Consider the following 22,989-nt stretch of genomic DNA (forward strand, 5'->3'; position numbering starts at 1 on the left):
GAGTCCCTCCCCTGCCGCCCCTGAGGCTCAGCTTGCCTCTGCCCCTTCATTCCGATCAGCACCCGCGCTGAACGGGTGAGTCTGACCCTGAGCGGTCATTTAACATGTCTTCGGCGAAGTGCCGCTCACGACGGCATAGCGGACCTTCAGAAGAGCCGGCCTTAGAGTCCGTTGGGAAAGGGTCATTTCATAGTGATTGACGCAAAAAGCCTATATTGAGGCGAAAAACATGGCAGCATCCAATTGATCAGCGCCTGGCAGACCCTAACGAAACAAGGCCAGCAGAGCTCCAGCTGACGTTGTCGCTCCAATGGCAGCCAGCAAGAGGAGAACGATCGACCGAAACATTCGCTGATCGATTCTCGCGAACATCATCAGCCCGCTGAAAACGCTCACCAGCAGGATTGGTACGGCAATCGTGAGATCCGCGGCGAGGGCGGATGGAAGTGTATCGTAAGTTGCCAAAATACCGAGCGCCCACACTTGCATAACGACCGAGAAGCTCTGGTAGATCGCCCGCTGGGTCCGGGGTTCCCAGCCCCGCACGAGACTCCAGGCAGTTGGAAGTGCGCCGGACAAGCCGGCAATACCCCCGAGAATGCCGCCCATGAATCCCACCACGCCATCTGTCCAGCTGTTTCCAAAGCGGATCTTGTAGTTGGCACTCAAACACATCACAACACATGCGTAACCGATTAAAAAGATACCGATGAAACATTTAATGACATTCGGGCTGAGATCGTGCAGGAGATAAATCCCAATAGGCGCCCCAAACAGACCCGGGACGATCATCGAGGCCGTCGTCGACCAGGGTGGTATGGTCCTCAGGCGCACGAGGGAGATGGACTGCGAGATGATGCTGCAGATCAGAACGAGCGCTGCCGTCTCGAGCGGGGGCTTGATCGATAGAAGAGTTCCTGAGGCAATGAGCGCGAATGCGAAGCCTGTGAGGCCCGAGACGAACCCTGCGAAGCAGATGCACAGAGGAAAAATAACGATGTCGCTCACCGCCGGACCTTTATTGATTGCTACCATTCACATCAGGATTTCGGCACGCTCGTCTTTGAGCATTCGCTGATACCGACCGGCATCATCGCTGCAGCCCTACACGCAACGCTGTGCTCGGCGTGAACCCGCTGGACACAGGACCGCCGATCCTTCTACGCATCCGGCGAGCAAGGTCGGCATCGTTCATGGGTACGTAGTGGCGAGATAATCTGTGATTGTCTTTGCATCGTCATCCGAGATAGGTGCGCCGTAAGCCTTAAGCATCTTGCTGATTTCGGCTGCCCAGAAGGCACGACCTTTCCCACCCGGCTGCATCGCGATGTAGTCTGGCGAGTGGCAGGTGAGGCAATGCGCCTCGGCGACCTCCACTCCGGCACCGGGCCGGAGCTTCGAAGTTTCCTCCGGAAGGTCATAGGTCATGGGCTTGGCGCGGGCCGATTCGATCCAGGCCGCAGCGCACGAGAGCCCAAGAATAGCGAGGCTCACAAGTGCCAAACGCGAAATTAGTGATGTCATCGGTGCACCCTCAGCGCGCCGTGACACGCGTCGTCTCGACGACATTGCGCATGTAACCGGCCGGATTCCAGAGCGGATCGAGCGGCTGCGACTGACCGATCCGGTTCATCGCCCGCACGCGAAGCTTGTGCTCGCCGGTCGGCAGCCTCAGGCTCGCCTGCCAGCCACGAAACGCGTAGCGGCCGTGATCCTCGCCGAGCTTCGCCGCAGTCCAACTCCGCCCGTCGTCGCCTGAAACCAGCACGTCGGAGATACCGTAGCCGCCGTCGAAGGCAATGCCGCGCAGCGTAGTCTCAGCATCCGCCCTCACGCGATCGCCGTCAAGTAGATTTGTGATAAAGGAGCGCACGGTGAAGCGGTTGATCGGTACTGTCCCGGCTGGACTTTCCCCTGGCTTGGTGCAGGCGCAGGTATTGTCGGGGATCCGGTAAGCCGCCTTCATCCAGAAATTCTGTAGCCTTGTATCGAGCACCGTGATGCGGTTCAGGTGCTTGACCCAGTAGGTGCCGTAATAGCCCGGAACCACGAGGCGCAGCGGGTAGCCGTTGAGCCAGGGCAGATCCTCGCCGTTCATCGCATAGGCCAGCAGCACCTCGCCGTCGCGGGCGTGGTCGAGGTCGAGCGCCTTGGCGAAGTCGGGTGTGGCCGGGAGCACCGGCCCGTCGAGCCCCTCAAACATCACCTGCGTCGCGCTAGCCTGGACGCCCGCCCGGTCGAGCACGGTCTTGAGTGGCACGCCACGCCACCGCGCGCATCCCATGGCGCCGTTAGCGAGCTGCCCGCCGGCGACGCGGGGCTCAAAGAAGCCGCGCGAATTGCCAGAGCACTGGTTGACGGCCGTGACCTCGACCGTCTCGAGGGTCTTCAGTTCGGTAAGTGATAGCGAGAACGGCCTGTCGACCTTGCCCTTGATCTCCAGGCGGAAGCTCTCAGGATCGATCTCGTTGGGAAGGCCGGCGAGGTGGTAGCGCACGAAGAAGGCGTCGTTGGGCGTGATCACGCCCTCGTCGAAGACGGAGAAGGGCGTCTCCAGTTGTGGCGGCCGGCTCGTCATCTGAATAAGAGGACGCTTGCCCGGATAGGCGACGAGAGGGTGCTTGCCATTCCCGAAAGGCAGGGTCACGCTCTCTGGGGCCGCCGCGCGGGCCAGCGTGGCAAACGGGCCGGCCGTGGCCAGCATAGCGGCGCCGCGCAGGACATCGCGTCGTTGCAGCATGGAAGTCTCCTCAGTTGGGGCAAGGCCGAATGCCTCAATGCGCTGAGCAAGCCGCCGTATCAGCCGAGACGAAGTAGATGAATCAATCCGAGGCTGATCAGCAGAAGCAGGACGAGCGAGAGCGTGACGGCTAACGTGACCCGGCCGCCCACGCGGCCGATCACCCGCAGGTCGACGCCGAGGCCTAAGGCCGCCATCGATATTACCGTGAGATAACCCGCAACCCGGGTGATCGGCCCGACCGCGACGTCCGGCACCCCTCCGATCGAGCGTAGGGCCGCGAGGCAGAGGAAGCCCAGGATGAACCACGGCACCAGCTTGAAGGGATCAATCTTACGCGCCTTGCCCGGCTTAGGCGCGCGTTCGCGGACAAGCGGTGCCAGCAGCGACAGGCCGACCACGACGGGGCCGAGCATCAGCACCCGCACTAGCTTGACCAGGGTGCCGACTTGCGTCGCGACGAGACCGGCCGGAACAGTGGCGGCAAGGACCTGCGGCACGGCGTAGACGGTGAGCCCGGCGAGGATGCCGTACTGGCTCGCGCCGAGGCTGAGGAGAGGGATCAGCAGCGGCAGACCGAGGACAATCAGCACGCCGAGGATCGCCGTGAAAGAGATCGAAGAGGCGACGTCGTCGCTGCTCGCCCCGATCACGGGCGCCACCGCGGCAATCGCCGAGTTGCCGCAGATCGAGTTACCGCAGGCGATCAGGATCGAGATGCGCGTGGCAAGGCCGAGAAGCCGGCTGATCGCGAAGCTCGCCAGGATGGAGACGATCACGGTGCCAACGATGGCTGCGAACAGCACCGGACCGGAGGAGATGATCGCCGCAACGCTGATCGACGTGCCCAGCAGCACCACCGCAACCTCGAGGAGCTGCTTGGCGCTGAAGGCGATACCCGACCGCCAGATCGGGCTCGGCTCCCAGATTGTTCGGACCGCCATTCCAAGCAAAATCGCGATCACCAGCGCCTCGACGTAGGGGTGTGCAAAGGCACGCTCCTCGAGTTGCTGCAGACCGACGGCGACGAGGGTGACGGCGGCGCAGAGAGCGACGCCCGGAGCGAGGTCGGCAACGCGCCGCCTTAAGCCATGTATGGGCCTGTGGTCGATCAACGGCCTGCCGTCCCGAAGCACGGTCATCACTCCCTCGTAGTTTGATGCATCCGCCCAGCGCCGCGCGCCATGGGGCAGCCGGTCTGCACCGCCGGATGCCCTCCATTGGGCGCGTCAGATCACCGGCACGGCGGCCCCGGTTGTGGTCCCGGTATTCTCAGCCTGCTCAGCCTCCTCCGCAGTCGGTGCGGCCTCCCCCGACAGGACCTGCTGCATACGCGCGGTATCCAAGGCGTTTTCCCACTTCGAGATCGCCAGCGTGCCCACCCCATTGCCGATCAGGTTGGTGACCGCTCGCACCTCCGCCAGGATCCGGTCGACGCCGAGCAGCAGCGCGAGACCAGACACGGGCAGGTGGTGGATCGAGGACATGGAGGCCGCCAGCGTCACGAACGCTGCACCCGAGACCGCGGCAGCGCCCTTCGAGGTCAGGAGCATGACGCCCAAGATCGAGAGCTGCTCGCCGAGCGTCAGATCGATGTTGAAGGCCTGCGCGATGAAGAGAGCGGCCATCGTCAAGTAGACGCACGTGCCGTCGAGGTTGAACGAATAGCCCGTCGGCAGCACGAGCCCGACCACCGGTTTGGCGCAGCCGAGCTTCTCCATCTTCACGAGCATGCGTGGCAGCACCGTCTCGGACGACGAAGTGCCGATAACGACGAAGATCTCCTCCTTGATGTAGACAAGGAAGCGCCAGAGGCTGAATCCGGTCAGCCGCGCCACGAAGCCCAGCACGAGGAAGACGAAGGCGATGCAGGTCACGTAAACGCCGACCACCAGCAGGAACACCTGCTGGAGCGAGCCGATCCCATACTTTCCGACCGTGAAGGCCATGGCGCCGAAGGCGCCGAGCGGCGCGATGCGCATGATGAAGCCGATGATCCCAAACAGGCCATGCGAGGCCTCCTCAAGGATCTTCACGAGCAGCTTGGTGTGCTGGCTGAAATGCGAGAGCGCAACTCCGAACAGCACGGCGACGAACAGAACTTGCAGGATCTCGCCCTTGGCGAACGCGTCGAAGAAGGTAGTTGGGATAATATGCAGAAGGAAATCGACAGTGCTCAGCTTCTGCGAGCTGGCCACGAAACCCGTGATGCTCGATGCGTCGAGCGTGGCCGGATCTGCATTGATGCCGACGCCAGGCTTGAGCACGTTGCCGACGACGAGGCCGATCACGAGCGCCAGGGTCGTGAGAATCTCGAAGTAGATCAGCGCCTTCAGGCCGACCCGGCCGACCTCCTTGAGGTCACCCATCTTCGCGATGCCGACAGAGACGGTGATGAAGATGACGGGGCCAATCATCATCTTTATCATTTTGATGAAGCCATCGCCGAACGGCTTCATCTGCTCTGCCAGTCCAGGATAGAAGTGGCCCAGGGCAATCCCGGCCGCCAGGGCGAAGAGCACCTGCGGATAGAGCCGCTTGTAGATCGGGACCGGTCGTTTCGCGGCGTCTCCGCTGCCGGGACCGCTCGATCGTCGCGGGTCGTGCAAACTGCCGTTCAGCGTAGCCATGACTTTCCTCCTGTTGCCTGTACTGGCGTGGCAATCGTCTGGACCACCATTCTTGTCGGAAGAGCGCAGGTTGGATCCGGCGCCCTTTTGCGGGGTTCCCAGACGCGAAAAGACGCGTCTTGATTACGTGAGCAATTACCAACCTGATTGATGCGTCCGCCGCCCTACAGGATCTTGAGAAGATCCCGGGCGTTGCGCCACATGATCATTTCAAGATTTTCTGGCTTGATCGGCAGCTTCTGGAACCACTTGGCATAGTCATGCACGGGCGCGAACGGGAAGGCGCTGGCGTAGAGGATCCGGTCCGCCAGCCATCCGTCGGCGGCACGGACGTAGTCATCCATGCCCGGAAGGTTCGCGAGGAGATAATCGGGGGAGAGATAGAGGTTTGGTCGGCGGAACGCGATGTGCAGGATCTGGTGGACCCACGGCCAGTTTCCGTGAGAGGAGACGATCCGGAGCGCAGGAAAATCCGCGAGCACCCGGTCAAGGTGCTCCGGCGAGGTGAAACTGATGTCCGGACCGGCATTGCCACCTGTCATGATGATCAGTGGCAGGCCACGGTCTTCGAGATGCGCGTAGATGGGATAGAGACGGCGGTCGTCGGTGTGCATTGGAACCGTCGCACCGCCGGGCTCGATGTTGAAGGCTTTGAAGCCGGCTGCGATGGCGGTATCGATGGCGGTGGCGGCCTTTCGGCGATCCGTCGGATCGATCGAGGCCACCGGAATGAACCGACCGCTATGCGTGTCGCAGAACTCCTTCACGACCGCGTTGTCCACGGAGCCGAGGCTGCCGGACTCACGTCCGACGACTACGCCGTGGGTAACGCCGGCCTGGTCCATCTCCTGGATCAGCAGGTCGATAGACCTTTCCTGGGCCGCCAGTGATGGCGTGAAGCCGATGGATCGCGTCATCCGGTCCCGGCGCTCGGCTCCCGCATACATCGCCGTGCCGAGAAAATCCTTGAACGGTGGTCTGATGCGGAAGTCGATGATCTTCATGTGATGGCTCCGGGCACGGCTGTGGGAGTCAGTTGTCACTGGGCCGGCCGCTGCTCGTTGCAATGGAAATTCGATGAGCTGCGACCGTCTTTTTCCGGACATCGAGAGACACAATTTCGTGCAGGCACCGGCCGGATCTGGCCTCGACGATCATGATCAGATTACTTCTTCCGTCTTGTCGCTCGTCTCCCCATACCGCCGCAGCGTCGCCGGCTTGGTGCCTTCATAGAGTTTGGCGAGCCCGGGAGTGATCTTGTCGTTCTCGCGCTCGAACAGGGATCGTCCCTCAAGATCGCTTTCAACGATGAACGGTCCGAACCTCTCAACGTCCAGCACCCAGACGGCCTGGGCAAGGCCGAGCTCGTTGCGCCAGTAGACTCCCGGAACCTCCCGGATGCCCCGTCCGAGTAGCGCTCCCGTGCCGTAGCCGACCGTGGTGAGGTAGATCGCGTTGTTCGGAACAAAGATGCTCCGGTAGATCTCGGAGGTCATGCCTCCCTTACCAATGATGATGTTGCAGCCGGACAACTTGAACCAGCCATCCAGCCATTTCGCGAACCGGAAGGACGCCGTCGCGGTGACGGCCCCGATGGTGAAGCGGCCGTCAGGTTCGATCGTGGCAGCGGGTGAGCAATGGAAATTGGCGGTGCCGAGATCGACGTTCGCGGCCGGCATGCCGGCCCCTTCCTCGATGGCTCTCTTGTAGACACCCTCCCGCGCCGTGAAGAGCCGTCCAGTCAGGTAGACGACTGTTCCGATCTCGAGGGCACGGAGATTCTCTGTCGAGGCCGGCAGCTTGAGTTCGACGGTCTTGAGTGTGTTCGTCATAGCCGTTACTCCGCTGCAACGGAGAGAGGCGCGGTCCAGTCCACCGTCTCGCGGCGCGAGTAGTCGGTGAACCACTCCGGATCGGTGCGATATTCGACACGACCGTCGCCGTGGATACGGGCGGTCGCCCGCCGCGACGAGAGACAGAACATGTGCACGCTCATCGGCATGCCGCCGGTATGGCAGTAGCCGACCTCGATGTTGCAATCGACGACCATCGAGGAGCCCATGAAGCCCATGGCGCCCATGCCGATCGAGTTGCCGAGCTCTCGGAGTTCGATCTCCAACTCGGCAATCTTGGGGTCGGGGTTGCGGCTGCCGACCGTGCGCAGGCAGGAGGCCTGTTTGCCCAGCACCATGCAGGCATCTTTCGAGCCGCCGAGACCGACGCCGATGATGGCTGGCTGGCAGGCGAGACCGCGCTTGCCGAAGGCGACGAGCGTGTCGAGGAAGAAGCGCTTGATCCCCTGCAGGCCGTCGCCCGGAAAGAGCATCCGGTAGTCCGAGCCGAACAGCCCGCCCTTGTGAACGGTCGTGAGGTCGATCCAGTCCGCGTCCGGGTGGAAAGCGTACTCGATCTCAGGAGCGTTGATGCCGACGTTGTTGTCATGATCGGTGCGCCAGAGCGGATGGACGCGGTTGGGGCGCAGCGGTACCGTGCGGGTCGCGGTGGCCGTGGCGCGCCGCAGCGCGCCCTCGACGGCGATCGGACCGCCTTCGGGCCGCGCGTCGTTGCCGTACTTGACGTACCAGCGCGGAACCCCGGTATCACCGCACATGGCGCGCCTGTCTTCCTTAGCGGCCTCGTAGTTCTCTAGCATCGCCTGGATCACGAAAGAGGACAGGTCGCCCTTCTCGGTATCCGCGCATCGGCGAAGTCCGGCGAGGTAGTCCTCAGGGATCTCGATGGCAGCTTTCGCCATCAAGGTCTCCGCCGTGCTCTCGATTTTTGAAATAGAAATCATAATCGCCTCTTCCGCCATGGGCAGAGTCGTGCTGGCGACACAACACTTCGTCTGCTCAATCTCTTCACGTATTCTCAGATTTTGAAAGGTACTGAGCGATATTAGCTCGTCCGCTGCGTCAGAGTGACACTCGCCGCACGGCCGGCGCGGTAGTTCATCATTCCGCCGCCACGGGCGTTGGTTCGAGCAGACTCTCGCCCGGCCGAACACGGGTGAAGAGAACTGGCTCGTCGGAGATCGACAGCCCCTCCCCGCTCCGGCGAACGACGGTGTAGGTCGAGGTCGCCAGATCGCCCGGCTCGGGGAAGTCGGACCGGAAATGGGCGCCGCGCGAATTTGTCCGGCGCTGCGCCGCAAGCGCGACGACCCGACTCGTCTCAACCAGCGACTGCAGGTTCATCCAGTCGTGCCAAGTCAGGTTGAAGGCCCGGTCGCCATCCGGGATGCCGGTCTCGAGGAGTTCACCCTCAATCTCGTCCAACCCCGCAAGGCCCCTGGCGAGACCCGAAGCGTCGCGGACCACGCCGACATCATCCCACATCAGATCCATCAGCCGCTCGCGCAACGCATTGACGTCGCCGGGCTTGCGGCCGAACGGGTGCAGGCACCGCGCCGCCTCCGCCTTGAGCACCTCCTCGTCGGGCACGCGGCGGCGGCCGTTCTCGTGAACCCAGCCGGGCATTACGTCGCCGGCGATTCCGCCGAAGACAGTCGAATTGGCGACGCCATTGCCACCAAGGCGGTTTGCGCCGTGCATGCCACTGGCGTCTTCTCCCGCCACAAACAGGCCGGGCAGTTCGGTCGAGGTGTCGGGACGGCAGACGACACCGCCCATAAAGTAGTGAGCAGTCGGCACGACTTCGACGAGGCCGCCCGCGAGGTCGAAGCCGCAATCGCGGCAGCGATCAACCATGCCCTTGAACTGTTTTCTGACCTTGTCCGGACCGAGATGGCTCATCCGGATAAAGACACCGCCGTTGGGACTCGTGCGGCCGGCGCGCATCTCGGAATAAATCGAGCGGCTCACGATGTCGCGGGTGGCGCGCTCCAGGCGCGGATCGTAGTCGCCCATGAACCGCCGCATGGCCCCGTCGAGCAGATGGCCGCCCGCGCCTCTGAGGCCCTCCTCCAGGACCGTGCCGGTCATGCGGGTGTCCGGGCCGGCGAGCAGTCCCGTCGGGTGGAACTGCACCATCTCCATGTCGCGCAACGGCAGGCCGGCGCGCAGGGCCATGGCGAGGCCGTCCATGCTCTTGTCGCCGGACGGTGTGTGATAGCGGTACATCGTCGGGCCGCCGCCCGTCGCCAGCAGGACGGCGCCGGCCTGGACGAAGCGAAGGCCGCCGGTGCGTACGTCGATCATCAGCACGCCGGACAGGGCGGTGCCGCTCCGGTCAGGAATCAGGGCGAGGGCCCGGTGCTCCTCGAGCTTGCGGATCGCCTTGCGCTTCCACACCTGCTCCATCAGGCGGTTGATGATCTCGATGCCGGTGAGGTCGCCCTTGTGCACCGTCCGGTCGAAGGTCTGGCCGGCGAAGGCCTTGCCATGCAGCGAGCCGTCGGCGTTGCGGTCGAAAAAGCAGCCGACCTCGTTCTCCAGTTCGCGCACGCGCTCCGGGGCGGTGGACACGAGCGTCCAGGCGAGCTCCTGGTTGGGCAGCCACTTGCCGCCCTCGATCGTGTCCATGAAGTGCCGCTCGACGGAGTCTCCCTTGTGCAGGGCGACGTTGTAGCCACCCTGGACCATGCGGGTGCAGCCGCACTTGCCGAGCAGCCCCTTGGTCGCGAGCGTCACGCTGAGAGTCGGATCGCGGTCGTAGGCATGAAGGGCCGCGAAGAGGCCGGCGCCACCCGATCCAAGAACTAGGATATCGGTTTCGATGCGTTCGATCATCATCGTCGGCCTCACAGAACCCGCACGAGGAAGGCGAAGGCGATCACGGCGGCAGTTGCGCCGGCAGCCGATGCCAGCCTCAGTTGATTGACGCGCCAGTCGAAGTTCTCCACGAATAGAACGCGCAATCCCCCCAAGAAATGGACGGCGAGCAGGAAGACCAAGCCGCCTTCGGCGATCTTCACGACCGGGGTGTCCGTCCAGTGCAGAAAGCCGTCCAGTTCGGAGGCGCCCTGCAGCGAGAGACCGAGGGCGAGGAAGTGGAACGGCAGGAAGGCCGCGAGACCGAGCCCGGAGATCCGGTGCACCATGGCGGCGATCCAGAGGGCGTTCCGGCAGTAGGAGCGAGGCGCACTCATCCGAACACCACGGCAAAGACGGCCCGAGCGCCAAGCACGACGAGGAGGACACCGAAGGCCGAGGCGGCGAGGGAGGCCGTGCGTGGTTGCATCGGTACCCACTCGGTCAGGATGCCGCGCAGGCCGATTGCGGCATGGATCGCCGCGGCGGCCACGAAGGTCCCGTAGAAGAGGGCCCAGGCGATGCTGCCGCGCGTCCGGCTTAGGATGTCGGACGCCGAAAGACCGTGCCGCGTCGCGTAGAACATTACGGCCATATGGATGAGGACCAGCGGCGCCATCAGCGCCGCGGTGCCGCGCTGCCAGACGTAGAGACGGACGTTCATGACTTCAGCTCGCCACGCAGATAGGCCTTCGTTGCCATTCGCTTCAGGAGCGAGATCGACCCGGTTGGGTTGAGGGACTGGGGACAGAATTCCTGGCAGGACTGGTGCGAGTGGCAGGCATGGCAGCCGCCGCTCGCCGCCACGGCCGCGAGCCGGGGCTCCTGGCCACTGTCGCGCCGGTCGTTCATCAGCGTCCAGGCCCGGTTCAAGGCCGCGGGCCCGAGATATTCGTTGTTCCAGCGCACGGTATCGCAGCCGGCGTAGCACACGCCGCAGTTGATGCACTCGATGCCAGCATCGGCGGCGGCGCGTTCCGGCTCGTCGGGGCGGATGGCCTCGACGGGATCCCAGCGCGTCCTGGACGGCTCGAACACGCCTCCGGCCTTCTGCCACTTCTCGAAGAACGGCCGCATGTCGGCGGCGAGATCCTTGATGATCGGCAGGTTCGAGAGCGGAGCGATCTTGAGCGTCCCGCCTTTGGCGACCTTTGAGACATGCGTCCGACAGGTCCACCGCGGGCGCCCGTTCACGGTCATGCCGCAGGAGCCACACATGCCGACACGGCAGGCGAACCGGTACGACAAAGTCGGATCGATGTGACGCTGCACGTGCGTCACCACGTCGAGGACCGTTTGATTCTCTCGACTGGGGACGGTGTAGGTCTTGAAGGCACCGTCGTGACCACCGCGCCAGATGGACACAGACAAGGAGCCAGACTCCTGGTGCGACATCTTGCGCTTTCCTCCAGTGGTCTTATCAGCTGGAACCATTCCTAACAATCCTTCTCGTTGAATACAATCGAATAAATATCAAGAATTTATTCAATTTTGCTCAAGCAAGGGCGGTGCCCTGCCCGGCTCGCGGTCGTCGGCGTACCTGTGCCACGACGCCGGCCTCCTGCTTCAGGACGTCGAGCAGGACGTTCACGAGGGCCGTTTTGGTGTGTCCCTCGGTCTGCACCACGCCGACCACTCGGTGAGCGGGCGTTCCGGAAAATCGCAACGTGCGGACGGGCAACTCGCTCGGGTCCTCTCCCGCCCGTTGCGGAACGACCGAGACGCCGAGACCGTGGTGGACCATGGTCCGGATGGCCTCCAACGTATCGAGCGCCATGATTTCCCGGACCTTGAAATTGCGCCTCTTCAGGAAGTCGTCGATGAGTTGTCCGACCCACGCCTGTCGCGAGTAGCGGATGAAGGGCTGGCTTTCGAGCAACTCCTCGGCCTTCCGCCCCGGCATGTCAGTCGGAGCGATCAGGATTAGTGGCTCGCGTGCATAGGGGGACCAGCGCAGGCCCGAGTCCGTGAGTGTGAAGTCGCTGACGACGGCCGCATCGAGCACGCCCCGCTGGACACGGCCGACGAGATCCTTCGACAAGCCCATTGCCAATTCGACGTGAAGCGCGGGGTAGCGTTCGCGTAAGTCCTTCAAGGCCCTTGGCATCAGCCCGGTGATGACGCTTGGAACGACGCCGAGCCGCAGATGGCCTTCGACAAGCGCGTCGGACGCGACCTGGAAGAGGCGATCGTAGGCCGCAACGGCCTCGATCGCGTGCGGAAGGAAGGCTCGACCGGCCGCGGATAGGCTCGGCGGCCGCTTCGACCGATCGAAGAGCGTCACGCCGAACTCGTCCTCAAGCGCCTTCATCTGGACCGTCACCGCCGACTGGGTGCGTCCCACCTGCCGAGATGCCGCAGCGAAGGAGCCTCCTTCGGCGACGGCCAAGAAGGTCCGAAGCTCACGAATGGCCACGATGTCCTCCGAAACCACTGAATGATCGAGCGACCGCGTATGCCGCGCCGCTCCAGGCCGGTCCAGGGATCAGCGGTACCTTCGATTGCGGAGGAAGATGCTTGCGGACTCTGAGACTGGTCCGATTTGAACCGGGGCTGCTGAGTTTGCGGACGCCGCGGTCACGATTGAGTGCCGGGTCTGATCTGGCTTAAGGCCGATCCTGTTCAGGACGAGCGTGCGCCGGCCGGGCGACGGCTTATGCGTCCTGCTTCGTGACAGGGTGTCCGACTTCCCCTCCCGAGATGATCACAGGAGCCGTTTCGACCGGCGCTCCAGTCGTCCGGAAAAAAGGAGCGGGCAATGGGTTGTCCTCTCCTCCGGCGCGCTTCGGTCCATCGGGAGGCGCGTATAATGGAAGCGTACGCCCTCGGGCCCGTGCATGTGGTCGTCGCCGAACAGCGAGGCCTTCCAGCCGCCGAAGGAATGGAAGGCCATCGGCACCGGGATCGGCACGTTGATGCCGACCATGCCCACCTGGATCGCGTGTGCGAACTCGCGCGCCGCGTCGCCGTCGCGGGTGAAGATCGCCGTGCCGTTGCCGAACTCGTGCTCGTTGATGAGCCGCGCGGTCATTGTTCGTCGGCGACGAGGAGCTTCGTGGTTCGGCCCGGCCCTCGAGAGGCTGATCATCCTGCTCTATTTTGGCGCGGCAGGGTGCGCCCCGGTTCTTTTGGCGCTACGAAACCCGCATGTCTCTCCGGGCCCTCAGAACACTGGTTGCGATTGCGCAGTGCGGCTCCCTCGGGCGTGCCGCGGAGGCGGTCGGGCTCACGCAGTCGGCGGTCAGTCTTCACGTTCGTGCGCTAGAGCAGGAGTTCAGGATAAGCCTGTTCGACCGGTCCCGGCGCCAGCTCGTGCTGACCGATGCGGGACGCACGGCCGTCGTTCGGGCGCGGGAAATCCTGGCCCTCTACGACGGCATCGCCTCCGAACTGGCGGACGGTGGTGAGTTGGCCGGCCGGCTGCGGATCGGGGCGATCCAAACGGCTCTAGCCGGTCCCTTGCCGGATGCTATGGCGACCCTGCGCACGGCCCATCCCCGGCTTCGTATCCACGTCGCCTCCGGCATGTCGGCCGAGCTGGCGGGGCGGCTCGACATGGGAGAGATCGATGCGGCGATCACCACCGAGCCCGTCAAGCCGCATCCGGCAGGTCTGGTGGCGATGCGCCTCTACCAAGAAGGTTTCTGGGTCGTGGCACCGCCGGGCGCGACGGAGCGAGACGCAAGCCGCCTGTTGCAGGAATGGCCCTTCATCCGCTTCGACCGGCGTGTCTGGGCAGGGCGGATCATCGATCAGGAGCTGCGTCGCATGCGCCTCCGTGTGGACGGCGACGTCGAGCTCGACAGCCGGGAGGGCATTCTGCGCATGGTGGCCGCGGGTCTCGGGGTAGCCATCGTGCCCTTGTCGGAAGTTGCACGCGCGGCACTCGGACCCCTGACCTGCCTTCCGTTCGGCGACCCGCAGCGTCACCGCTGGGTCGTCCTCCTGGAGCGCGAGGATCGGCCGGCGCACCGGCTCGCCTGCGCTCTGGCGGAAGCCGTCCGCCTCGCGGCCACTGACATCGGCATGCCTGCGCCACCAGCCGACCCCGAGGGATGAAGCCTGTCTCGGCATGAGGGCTGCTCGTCCTCCCAGACAGGAATGAGACCGCCCGGCCGCCACAAGGCTCACAGCGCAGGAGCTGATTGAGGATTCCTTGATCTAAGCACGAATTATTCGCATTTTTCCTCACGGTGGCCACGGGGTACGATCACTCGATCTGAGGCGATTGTCGCATGTCCGCCCTCGCAATGGTGCCCGCTCGAGCGCATCCGCTCTCCTGCCGTTACGGCGGGACGGCATGTTGCCCAAGGCCGGGTTAGTCTCCGGTGGATCTGACCCGCCGCAAGCCGGCCGTTTCCGCACCCGCGCATGTCGTAGGCGCTGCAAGCAGGATGGTCGTAGCTGCGTCGGCCGCCGACGCGCTGCGACTGCAGCTCACACAGTCATCGCCAGGACTGTGTGTTCGTGACGTGGAACTCGCGCCTGAGGACAAACGGCGCCCGTCCTCGGGGATGATCGCCAGCAAGTCCCAACAAGGGTGCAAGCTTCGGAGGATACGTGACGATGAAGGATGCAGACCGAGACGATGACCTTGTCTCGCGGACGCGAAGGCGCTTCCTTGGTCAGGGTGCGGCACTCGTGGGCGGAGCACTGGCCGGAGGCGCTGCGGCCGGGACCGCTCGTGCCGAACGTACCGCTCCGGTTCCGAACGCCCCGCCTAATGTTCCGGAATGGATGAAGGCTCCGGGGGCCGATGTTGGCAGCGAACTCTACGGAACACCGTCGCGCTTCGAAAAGGAGGTCGTCAGAAATCTTGCCAGGAATCTCAAGCAGTACACCTCCGCATCAAGCCGGGCGCCGCTGCAAGAATTCGACGGCATCATCACACCAAATGGACTCTTCTACGAGAGACACCATGGGGGAATTCCGGACATCGATCCGGCGCAGCATCGCCTGATGGTCCACGGCCTGGTCGAGATACCGCTGCTGCTGACGATGAACGACATCCGCCGATTTCCGTCTGAGTCGCACATCTACTTCATCGAATGCTCCGGCAATCCGGGTTTCGAAGCGATGAACGGCCGGACGGCGTCGGACCTCGTCGGGCTCGTCAGCTGCGCCGAATGGACGGGCGTCCGCCTCAAAACCGTTCTAGAGGAAGCCGGCCTCAAGCCGGATGCCCGATGGGTCGTTGCGGAAGGCGCGGATGCCGCCGCGCTCACGCGGAGCATACCCATCGAGAAATGCCTCGACGATGCCCTGCTCGTTTACAGCCAGAACGGCGAGCGGCTGCGTCCGCAGCAAGGTTATCCGCTGCGCATCGTCCTGCCCGGCTTCGAGGGCAACATGAACGTGAAATGGCTGCGCCGCCTCAACGTGACGGCGGAACCAGCGTATTCGCGTGAGGAAACCTCGAAATACACCGACTCGATGCCGGACGGTACCGCGCGCCAGTTCACCTTCTACATGGAGGCCAAATCCATTATCACCCGCCCCTCCGGCACGCACCGGATCGAGAAGGGTTTCAATGAGATCTCGGGCCTCGCCTGGAGCGGTCATGGACGAATCACGCAGGTCGAGGTTTCAGTCGACGACGGCAGGACTTGGCAGGCTGCGCAGCTGCAGGAGCCGGTCCTGACCCGGGCGCTCACGCGCTTCCGCTTTCCCTGGACTTGGGACGGTCGACCGACGGTGATCTTGAGCCGCGCGACGGACGAGACCGGCTACCTCCAGCCGAGCCTCGCCGAGCTGACGGCGGTGCGCGGGATGAAGTCGTTCTACCACAACAACGCCATCATACCTTGGCGCATCACGGCGAGCGGGGAGGTCACGAATGGTTTCGTCAAGGCATAGGCTGTCCGCCTGCGCCGCCGCCCTGGTCGCGCTCGTCGCGGCGGCCGATGCGGGGGAGCGCTATGGCATCGGGCGCCCGGCGACGCAGGCGGAGATCGCGGCCTGGGATATCGATATCGACCGCGACGGCCGGAAGCTTCCGCCCGGACGCGGCAGCGTCGCGCATGGCCGTGAGGTGTTCGACACGCAGTGCGCGAGCTGCCACGGCGAGCGCGGGGAAGGCGGCATCGGAGACCGGCTGGTCGGCGGTCAGGGCAGCCTCGCCTCGGGCAAGCCGGTCAAGACCGTCGGCAGCTTCTGGCCCTACGCACCGACGCTGTTCGACTACATCCGGCGCGCCATGCCCCTGAACGCGCCGCAATCCTTGAGCGATGATGACGTCTATGCAGTCTCAGCCTACATCCTCAAGCTGAACGGCCTCGTCCCGGACGACGCCGTCCTCGATCCGGCGTCCCTGGCGAGGATCAGGATGCCGAATCGCGACGGGTTCGTGCCGGATCCTCGGCCGGACGTGCATCGATCGAACGCCTCGAAATGACAGAGGCCGCCCCCGATCGGGGGCGGCCCGGTTTCGTCGTCCCGGCCCTGGAGGCCGGCGCCGGCAAAGCAGCAACCCGCAGATCGCGGGAGCCGCCGCCGGATGAGGCGGGGCGGTGCTCCTCCCGGTGTCGGGCGCCGCTCTGGCGGTGGAGGATCTCGGAAACCTCCGGGGTGGAGGTCGAGCGGTATGGCTCGCCGCCCACCGAGGTTCGGGATCGCAGCTTGAGACAATTCGATGGCATATCCAGGAAACAGTACTGCCGCCTGCGTAGCGGCACCCGGCCTCACCAGTGCGGCGGATGCGAGCCACGAGCGGAGCAACATCGTCCGGCTCGGCATCGCGCAGGCGCTTGCCGGCGCGAACACCACCGTCGTCTACGAGCCCAGCGCTCGCGACCCTGCCGATCTCCATCTTCGTGGTCGGCATGGCGGTCTGCACGCTGCCAGCCGGCTTCGTCGCCCAGCGGTACGGACGGCGCGCCGCGTTCCTGACGGGGACGGCCTGCGGGGTGCTCGTTGGCCTGCTGGCCGCTGCCGCGATCGTGCTCGGCGCGTTCTGGCTGTTCTGCGTCGCGACATTCTTCGGCGGCGCCTACGCCGCCGTGGTGCTCTCCTTGCGCTTCGCCGCGGCGGATTGCGTGCCCCCGGCGCGGCGCCCGCGGGCGCTTTCGGCCGTCATGGCGGGCGGCGTCGCCGCTGGGGTTATCGGGCCGCAGCTCGTGACCTCCACCATGAACCTGTGGCCCCCTCACCTCTTCGCGGTCACCTATCTCGCCCAGGCCGGCGTGGCGGTCCTGTCCGCCATCGTCCTCGCCGGCGTCAGGCTGCCCATGCCGTTGGCGGCCGATCGTGCCGGTGGCCGCCCGCTGATCGCGATCGCGCGCCAGCCCCGCTTCATCACGGCGGTGATCTGCGGGGCGGTCTCGTACATGCTGATGAACTTCGTCATGACCTCGGCGCCGCTGGCGATGCGGCTCTGCGGCCTGCCGCAGGAAGCGTCGAACCTGGGCCTCCAATGGCACGTGATCGCCATGTACGGGCCGAGCTTCGTCACAGGGCGGCTGATCGCGCGGCTCGGTGCGCCGTGGATCATCCTGGCCGGGTTGGCGCTCACGGCCGCGTCCGCGGCGGTCGGGCTGACGGGCGTGGACATGGCGAATTTCTGGCTGACGCTGATCCTGCTCGGCATCGGCTGGAACTTCGGCTTCGTCGGCGCTTCAGCACTGGTGCTGGAATGTCACCGGCCGGAGGAGCGAGCCCGCGTGCAGTCGCTCAACGACTTCATCGTGTTCGGGATGATGGTCCTCGGCTCCTTCTCGTCGGGCAGCCTGCTGACGTCCTATGGCTGGACCATGATCTGCTGGGTGACCTTCCCGCCCCTGGTCCTTGCAGCCGTGACGCTCGTCATGACTGCGTCGTTCCGTTCTCCCTCCATCGACCACCTGCGGTCCTGACCACTCGAGAATGCGCCGGATGGCGCGGCAGCCGATGGCCGGGGTTCCCGACAGACCGGAGCAGCCCATGAGCGAGACATCTTACTCCGCGGCGCGGATAGCAGCCGTGTTCCGCGAGCGGTTCGGGGATGAGGTGGCGGCCGATCCCGGTCTGAACGGCCTCGCCGAGATCCACCGGATCGCCGCGCATCACGTTCATCGCCGCTATGCCGACCGCCCGGTCGATCCGGCGCTCGTGCGGCTGCTCTGCGCCTGCGCGCTCTCCGCCCCATCGAAGAGCGATCTCCAGCAGCGCGACGTCGTGATCGTCAGCGACCCCGACCTGCGCCGGCGCATCGCCGGACTCCTGCCGCACATGCCCTGGGTGGGGGTGGCACCGGCCTTTCTGGTGGTCTGTGCCAACGGTCGCCGCCTGCCCCAAATCTCGATTCTGCGGGACAAGCCGTTCCCGAATGACCACCTCGACCTATTCTTCAATGCGGTCGGTGACGCCGCCATTGCGTTGACGACCTGCCTGCACGCGGCGGAGGCCGTTGGGCTCGGAGGCTGCCCGATCAGCGAGATCCGCAACCATGCCGCTCAGGTGAGCGCATGGCTCAACCTGCCGGAGCGCGTAATCCCCTTTGCAGGGCTCTGCCTTGGCTGGCCCGCCGGCGAGAGCCGGATCAGCCCGCGCCTGCCACTTGCCATGACCCTGCACGAGAGCCGCTACGACGAAGGCGACCTCGCGGCCGGGATCGCCGCCTATGACGAACGGCGCGAGGCGATCCTGCCCTATCCCGAGCAGCGCCAGACGGCGCGGTGGGGCGTGGCGGAGGCGTATGGCTGGTCCGAGGACAAGGCTAGACAATACGCCGAGCCGCAGCGTGCCGATTTTGGTGCCTTCGTGCGACGGAGCGGCTTCAACTTGGACTAACGAACCCGATTGGGTTCAATGGCAGCGGCGGAGCCGCTCTCGACGCGATGGCCCGCGCGGCGCAGACTAGAGTCTGAACTCAATCAGCTTGGCTGTATAAGGGCCGCTATGGGTGGAGGCTATGTGAAAACGGCTGCCGCTGGGGAGCGTGTAGAACGATCTCCTCCACATCGAACGATGGCCAAGGCGAGATCACATACACTTCTACACGCCGGCCATATTGGGGAAGATCTTACTATGCCATCCAGGCGATGCGCTGTTTTCACACGGCCTTGGTGGAAAGCGGACTTGGCGCTGCCGGTTCAGCGCCCCGGACGGCTCTGGTATGCCGTAGCTTCGACGGAGGGCAGCGGCATGGGTCGGTCGCGCGACTTCACTTTCGTTCCGGCCTCGATGGCCTTGCGATAAGTTGTCTCTGCAAGGCTCACCGAGTGCTGTCCTCATGACATCAAGGCAGAGACGCTTCTAACAAGGTTCCGGCTCTCGCCAACAAATCTGCTTGATGTCGGTCAAGGAGGCATAGATCGTGAAAGCAATCCAGGACCATTACCCACCGAACTTCGCTCACTGTTATGGATGTGGACCGGCAAATCCTTTTGGCCATCACTTGAAAAGCTACCTGTTAGACAATCATACTGAAGCACGTTTCACGCCAGACCAGCGCTACAGCGGGGGCGTGCCGGACAATGTTTACGGCGGGATGATTGCCTCGCTGCTGGACTGCCATGGGACGGCCTCGGCGGCGGCGTTCGCCTACCGTGCCCGAGGACGGGCGATGGGCGACGAGGGTCCACCGATCAGATTTGTCACAGCCTCGCTGCACGTCAACTTCCGCAAGCCGACACCTCTGGGTGAAGAACTGCTCATCACTTGTAAACTTAAGTCGCTGGAAGGCAAGAAGGCCCTTGTTCTGCTGTCACTCAGTGCGCGCGGCGAAGAATGCGCACGGGGTGAAATGCTCGCCGTCGAACTTAAGTCGTGATCGTATCATTATTGCTGAGCTTATGCGCTACTCGCTCCATTTGACAATGGGAGGAACACTATGAACTCACGCACCAACGCCCCGATCGGCCGCTATCCTGTTTCCACGCTGTCGGACATGCCGGCAGACATCCGCGACCGGCTGCTTGCTGTACAGGAGAAGTCCGGCTTCATTCCCAACGTATTTCTGGTCTTTGCGCACCGGCCGGACGAGTTCCGCGCCTTTTTTGCCTATCATGATGCGCTGATGGACAAGCCCAGTAACCTGACCAAGGCCGAGCGTGAAATGATCGTGGTGGCGACCAGCAACGCGAACCAGTGCCAGTATTGCGTCGTCGCACACGGCGCAATCCTGCGCATTCGGGCAAAGAACTCTCTGATCGCCGACCAGATTGCGGTCAATTACCGCAAAGCAGATATTACAGCGCGTCAAAAAGCGATGCTGGATTTCGCCATGAAGGTGGCGCTCGAGGCTTACGCAGTCGGTGAGGATGATTTCTCTACGCTGGCGCAGCACGGATTCGACGCGGAAGATGCTTGGGATATTGCCGCGATCTCGTCCTTCTTCGGGATGTCGAACCGAATGGCAAACGTCACCAGTCTGCGACCCAACGACGAGTTCTATACCTTGGGCCGATAGGCTCTCTTCTATACTGCTCCGCTTGTAGCTGTGGGTCAGGCGCGTGTCGGACGGACAAGCTCCATGGCGCTGAGCACTGGTTCCATACGCCGGCCTTATGTGAATGGCATGAGGGCCGTAGGTGAGATCCGTGGGCTTTCGAGAGGTCCGCTGCCGGGTGAGGAGCAGCCGTTCCGTTGAACTCGATCGAAGGTCCGGAAGTGGCGCATAGGCGAACAAGCTAACGCGAGCGGAATTCCACCTGATCTCTGAGTTTCACTGCTGTCGTCGCCTCACATCGCGCAAAACGTCAAGGAGGTGGACCACTCTTGCTAGATTTGAGCGGCGCGTCTGAGTTTGCCGCAAGCTTCTGCTGGTGAGAGATCAGGGCCTTGCATCGAAGTCTTGTTGGTCCGGAACGCCCATCGTGTCGATCATGCGCGGCGCGGACTCCGTAATGTCGTCCAGCACGAGCTGGTTCATGGCGCAGATGAAGGAGGACAGGCGGTACCCGTCGTGGCGCGACAGCGCGTTGTCGAACGCGCGCACGTTCCAGAAGGGATCGTTGGCCAGGGTGATCGGCGCGATGCCGGTCAGGTTGAGCCCGTGCAGGAAGCGCGCCGCCGGCCTCCCGAGGCCCGGATCGGCGGCATCGACCGGGGCGAGATCCTCGCTGTCCCAAAACGCTCCGTATCGGCCCTGCTGGCGCGCCCGCGCCCGGCTCAGCCAGCGATCCGCGCGCGGGCAGTCGATCGCGGCGTCCGCGAGGGTCGCGTAGGGGTGGTGGCGCTCCACGCCCGCATCGTGCAATCCCAGCAGTTCGTGGGTCGTTCCGAAGGGGGCGGCGGAGGGCTGCGCGTCTGCGAGCACACCAGCCGCCGGGCGCGGCGGATCGAGGTTGCCGATGGTGTGCGACTCCTCCCGCAGGCTCACCTGGAACGGGAAGGTCTCGGCGAGGACCGATAGGGCGCGCAACGGCAGCGTGAGGAGCGCATCGAAGGTTCGGGCGGATCTGGGCGGCTCGCAGCTCATCCCGCGCGGCTGGCGGCCTTCGAACCGGGCGGCGACGCGATCGAGGTAGCCCGCGGCGGGGCGGAAATCGAGCTTGAAGGTCGGAAACAGATCGTGTGTCGCCCAATCGTAGTCGACGCCGGAATTGAACATGGTGTCGGTGTTCGCCAGCCGCTTTCTGATGCGTCGCCGCGCGGCCTGGAACCCGTCGTCGACCTCCAGACCGATCCAGGCGCAGTCACCCGGCCGGAGACCGCCCGCGGGAAACGCGAGCGCTGCCGTCAGGGACATCACCACGGGGCGCTGCTCGGGCGGGAAGAAGCCGGTATCGCGGGCGAGATCGGCAGCAGGAGTGTGCTCGTCGGCGTGGAGCGCGATGCGCTGCCAGACCGCCCGCTGGATCGCCGTCCACTTGCTCGCTTCGGAGGCCGGATTGATCAGCACCACGAGGTTGCCGAGAACCGGCGGCAGCACCTCGCCGAAGCGGTGACGGTGCACGGCCTTCAGCACATCGTCCTTGAGGCCGGTGGCGAGCATGTTCCCGCCCAGGCTGTGTCCGGCCACGATCAGGCGGTTGTTGCGCTCGCTGCCGTCCGGACGGCGGGCGGCCAGCACCGATTCGATGGAACGCAGTGCCGAGATTGCGGCGGGTGCGATCGCCTCGCTGACCGGCTTGCGGTCGAACAGGGTGGCCGCCGCCGAGACGTCGCCGAAGAAGCCCCCGACAGTGTCGCCGAACAGCTGGCGCAGGCCCCGCTCGTCTACGCGCGCACCGCGCCAGCCGACATAGATGCCAGTGACCTTCGTCTCGCAGGCCTTCGGGTCGGTGGGGCAGCGCTGCTGCAGGAAGCGAGCGGCATGGGCCGCATAGAGACGAAGGTCGGCGACGTTGCTGTCGCCGATGCGGGCGTCGTGGCGCCAACCATGCACGAAGACCAGGACGTAGTGCGACCCGGTCGACAGGTGATGCTTAAGCGCATCGAGCTGGGTGATCACCGGCCTGATGCCGGTGGCATCCGCACCGCGAGCGCTCATCTGGCTTTCCATGGCCTGGCTGAGCATCTCGCTGGTGGTGGGCACGTCGCGGTCGCCGCTGCGGGACACGAGAGCGTAGGGCTCACCGTCCTCCTGGAATTCCAAGAATCCCAGCGTGTAGTCGAGCGGCTTGCTGTCCGGGCGCTCGGCGGGGACGATGTGGCGCTGCAGGGCGCAGCGGAATCGGGTGCTCCAACTCGGATCGCTCGCGACTGCGGCATTCTCGTCGTTGCTGGCATCGCGCCAACCGCCATCCTCGACCATGGCCGCCCCGATCAGCCGCGGGCGCCCGGTCTCCGCCAGGATGGTCCAGCCCCGTGTGAGCCCGTCACGGCATTCGGGCGCGGACGGGTCGAGGTCGCGATAGGCTGTCGCCTTCGGCGTCGAGAGGACGCCGTAATTCACGAACAGGAGGCCGAGAGCCAGGACGATCACGCCGACTCCCGTCGCGAGGGCGGCGCGCAGGATCTGCACATAACCGCGCCAAAGCCACGC

19 protein-coding genes and 3 pseudogenes are annotated in these 22,989 nt (G+C 64.4%); 7 read left to right on the top strand and 15 right to left on the bottom strand.

Going from position 1 to position 22,989, the window contains the following annotated elements:
* Positions 1–264 precede the first annotated feature (264 nt).
* The 14 genes and pseudogenes from MNOD_RS38090 to MNOD_RS38155 form a co-directional block, all read right to left on the bottom strand.
* The gene (locus MNOD_RS38090; RefSeq protein WP_043753827.1) at positions 265–1,008 is read right to left on the bottom strand and encodes a sulfite exporter TauE/SafE family protein; all 744 of its coding nucleotides are present in this window, start codon (positions 1,006–1,008) and stop codon (positions 265–267) included.
* Between the two features lie 183 nt (positions 1,009–1,191).
* The gene (gene sorB, locus MNOD_RS38095) at positions 1,192–1,524 is read right to left on the bottom strand and encodes a SorB family sulfite dehydrogenase c-type cytochrome subunit (RefSeq protein ID WP_015934263.1); all 333 of its coding nucleotides are present in this window, start codon (positions 1,522–1,524) and stop codon (positions 1,192–1,194) included.
* A 10-nt stretch (positions 1,525–1,534) separates the two neighbouring features.
* Complete coding sequence (sorA, locus tag MNOD_RS38100; RefSeq protein WP_015934264.1) at positions 1,535–2,740, bottom strand: SorA family sulfite dehydrogenase catalytic subunit; 1,206 nt, start codon at positions 2,738–2,740, stop codon at positions 1,535–1,537.
* Between the two features lie 59 nt (positions 2,741–2,799).
* Positions 2,800–3,882, bottom strand: coding sequence for a YeiH family protein (locus tag MNOD_RS38105; protein WP_015934265.1), 1,083 nt, complete (start codon positions 3,880–3,882; stop codon positions 2,800–2,802).
* A gap of 87 nt (positions 3,883–3,969) precedes the next feature.
* A complete protein-coding gene (locus tag MNOD_RS38110; RefSeq protein ID WP_015934266.1) occupies positions 3,970–5,370 on the bottom strand; it encodes a dicarboxylate/amino acid:cation symporter in 1,401 nt (466 codons plus the stop codon).
* 164 nt (positions 5,371–5,534) lie between these two features.
* A complete protein-coding gene (locus MNOD_RS38115) occupies positions 5,535–6,374 on the bottom strand; it encodes an amidohydrolase family protein (RefSeq protein ID WP_015934267.1) in 840 nt (279 codons plus the stop codon).
* Positions 6,375–6,530: 156 nt separating this feature from the next.
* Positions 6,531–7,202: a fumarate hydratase C-terminal domain-containing protein gene (locus tag MNOD_RS38120; RefSeq protein WP_015934268.1), complete on the bottom strand. Its 672-nt coding sequence runs from the start codon at positions 7,200–7,202 to the stop codon at positions 6,531–6,533.
* A gap of 5 nt (positions 7,203–7,207) precedes the next feature.
* Complete coding sequence (locus MNOD_RS38125; RefSeq protein ID WP_015934269.1) at positions 7,208–8,167, bottom strand: fumarate hydratase; 960 nt, start codon at positions 8,165–8,167, stop codon at positions 7,208–7,210.
* A 157-nt stretch (positions 8,168–8,324) separates the two neighbouring features.
* Positions 8,325–10,064 carry an L-aspartate oxidase gene (locus MNOD_RS38130; protein ID WP_015934270.1) on the bottom strand — a complete coding sequence of 580 codons (1,740 nt, stop codon included), beginning with the start codon at positions 10,062–10,064 and terminating at the stop codon, positions 8,325–8,327.
* An 8-nt stretch (positions 10,065–10,072) separates the two neighbouring features.
* Positions 10,073–10,420: a succinate dehydrogenase, cytochrome b556 subunit gene (locus MNOD_RS38135; protein ID WP_015934271.1), complete on the bottom strand. Its 348-nt coding sequence runs from the start codon at positions 10,418–10,420 to the stop codon at positions 10,073–10,075.
* The gene (locus MNOD_RS38140; protein WP_015934272.1) at positions 10,417–10,746 is read right to left on the bottom strand and encodes a succinate dehydrogenase membrane anchor; all 330 of its coding nucleotides are present in this window, start codon (positions 10,744–10,746) and stop codon (positions 10,417–10,419) included. The genes MNOD_RS38135 and MNOD_RS38140 overlap by 4 nt, the downstream gene beginning before the upstream one ends.
* Complete coding sequence (locus tag MNOD_RS38145; RefSeq protein WP_015934273.1) at positions 10,743–11,477, bottom strand: succinate dehydrogenase/fumarate reductase iron-sulfur subunit; 735 nt, start codon at positions 11,475–11,477, stop codon at positions 10,743–10,745. The genes MNOD_RS38140 and MNOD_RS38145 overlap by 4 nt, the downstream gene beginning before the upstream one ends.
* A gap of 100 nt (positions 11,478–11,577) precedes the next feature.
* A complete protein-coding gene (locus MNOD_RS38150; protein WP_015934274.1) occupies positions 11,578–12,498 on the bottom strand; it encodes a LysR family transcriptional regulator in 921 nt (306 codons plus the stop codon).
* A 381-nt stretch (positions 12,499–12,879) separates the two neighbouring features.
* Positions 12,880–13,107: pseudogene (locus tag MNOD_RS38155) on the bottom strand (aldehyde dehydrogenase family protein); the annotation flags it as partial.
* Positions 13,108–13,229: 122 nt separating this feature from the next.
* Here MNOD_RS38155 and MNOD_RS38160 point away from each other — a divergent pair.
* From MNOD_RS38160 to MNOD_RS38185, 7 genes and pseudogenes are all read left to right on the top strand, one after another.
* Complete coding sequence (locus MNOD_RS38160) at positions 13,230–14,141, top strand: LysR family transcriptional regulator (protein ID WP_015934275.1); 912 nt, start codon at positions 13,230–13,232, stop codon at positions 14,139–14,141.
* A gap of 507 nt (positions 14,142–14,648) precedes the next feature.
* On the top strand, positions 14,649–15,938 hold the full coding sequence (soxC, locus tag MNOD_RS38165; protein WP_015934276.1) for a sulfite dehydrogenase: 1,290 nt from the start codon (positions 14,649–14,651) through the stop codon (positions 15,936–15,938).
* Positions 15,919–16,476 (top strand): c-type cytochrome, encoded by a 558-nt coding sequence (locus MNOD_RS38170; RefSeq protein WP_015934277.1) that lies wholly within the window; start codon positions 15,919–15,921, stop codon positions 16,474–16,476. The genes soxC and MNOD_RS38170 overlap by 20 nt, the downstream gene beginning before the upstream one ends.
* A 237-nt stretch (positions 16,477–16,713) precedes the next feature.
* Positions 16,714–17,932: pseudogene (locus MNOD_RS38175) on the top strand (MFS transporter).
* Positions 17,933–17,999: 67 nt separating this feature from the next.
* Positions 18,000–18,848 carry a nitroreductase family protein gene (locus MNOD_RS38180; RefSeq protein ID WP_015934278.1) on the top strand — a complete coding sequence of 283 codons (849 nt, stop codon included), beginning with the start codon at positions 18,000–18,002 and terminating at the stop codon, positions 18,846–18,848.
* Positions 18,849–19,524: 676 nt separating this feature from the next.
* Positions 19,525–19,746, top strand: a pseudogene (locus tag MNOD_RS50865) (PaaI family thioesterase); the annotation flags it as partial.
* Between the two features lie 144 nt (positions 19,747–19,890).
* The gene (locus MNOD_RS38185) at positions 19,891–20,469 is read left to right on the top strand and encodes a peroxidase-related enzyme (protein WP_015934280.1); all 579 of its coding nucleotides are present in this window, start codon (positions 19,891–19,893) and stop codon (positions 20,467–20,469) included.
* A 363-nt stretch (positions 20,470–20,832) separates the two neighbouring features.
* Here the strand turns inward: MNOD_RS38185 and MNOD_RS38190 are convergent, their stop codons facing one another.
* A complete protein-coding gene (locus tag MNOD_RS38190) occupies positions 20,833–22,968 on the bottom strand; it encodes a hypothetical protein (RefSeq protein ID WP_015934281.1) in 2,136 nt (711 codons plus the stop codon).
* Positions 22,969–22,989 lie beyond the last annotated feature (21 nt).

Source organism: Methylobacterium nodulans ORS 2060 (genome assembly GCF_000022085.1).
Classification (GTDB): domain Bacteria; phylum Pseudomonadota; class Alphaproteobacteria; order Rhizobiales; family Beijerinckiaceae; genus Methylobacterium; species Methylobacterium nodulans.

Excerpts from the sequence above, each read along its gene's own strand:
- MNOD_RS38105 (WP_015934265.1), bottom strand. The coding sequence starts at position 3,882 with ATGACCGTGCTTCGGGACGGCAGGCCGTTGATCGACCACAGGCCCATA.
- soxC (WP_015934276.1), top strand. The coding sequence starts at position 14,649 with ATGAAGGATGCAGACCGAGACGATGACCTTGTCTCGCGGACGCGAAGG.
- MNOD_RS38170 (WP_015934277.1), top strand. The coding sequence starts at position 15,919 with ATGGTTTCGTCAAGGCATAGGCTGTCCGCCTGCGCCGCCGCCCTGGTC.
- MNOD_RS38160 (WP_015934275.1), top strand. The coding sequence starts at position 13,230 with ATGTCTCTCCGGGCCCTCAGAACACTGGTTGCGATTGCGCAGTGCGGC.
- MNOD_RS38110 (WP_015934266.1), bottom strand. The coding sequence starts at position 5,370 with ATGGCTACGCTGAACGGCAGTTTGCACGACCCGCGACGATCGAGCGGT.
- MNOD_RS38130 (WP_015934270.1), bottom strand. The coding sequence starts at position 10,064 with ATGATGATCGAACGCATCGAAACCGATATCCTAGTTCTTGGATCGGGT.
- MNOD_RS38140 (WP_015934272.1), bottom strand. The coding sequence starts at position 10,746 with ATGAACGTCCGTCTCTACGTCTGGCAGCGCGGCACCGCGGCGCTGATG.
- sorB (WP_015934263.1), bottom strand. The coding sequence starts at position 1,524 with ATGACATCACTAATTTCGCGTTTGGCACTTGTGAGCCTCGCTATTCTT.
- sorA (WP_015934264.1), bottom strand. The coding sequence starts at position 2,740 with ATGCTGCAACGACGCGATGTCCTGCGCGGCGCCGCTATGCTGGCCACG.
- MNOD_RS38135 (WP_015934271.1), bottom strand. The coding sequence starts at position 10,420 with ATGAGTGCGCCTCGCTCCTACTGCCGGAACGCCCTCTGGATCGCCGCC.
- MNOD_RS38185 (WP_015934280.1), top strand. The coding sequence starts at position 19,891 with ATGAACTCACGCACCAACGCCCCGATCGGCCGCTATCCTGTTTCCACG.
- MNOD_RS38180 (WP_015934278.1), top strand. The coding sequence starts at position 18,000 with ATGAGCGAGACATCTTACTCCGCGGCGCGGATAGCAGCCGTGTTCCGC.
- MNOD_RS38125 (WP_015934269.1), bottom strand. The coding sequence starts at position 8,167 with ATGATTTCTATTTCAAAAATCGAGAGCACGGCGGAGACCTTGATGGCG.
- MNOD_RS38120 (WP_015934268.1), bottom strand. The coding sequence starts at position 7,202 with ATGACGAACACACTCAAGACCGTCGAACTCAAGCTGCCGGCCTCGACA.
- MNOD_RS38145 (WP_015934273.1), bottom strand. The coding sequence starts at position 11,477 with ATGTCGCACCAGGAGTCTGGCTCCTTGTCTGTGTCCATCTGGCGCGGT.
- MNOD_RS38115 (WP_015934267.1), bottom strand. The coding sequence starts at position 6,374 with ATGAAGATCATCGACTTCCGCATCAGACCACCGTTCAAGGATTTTCTC.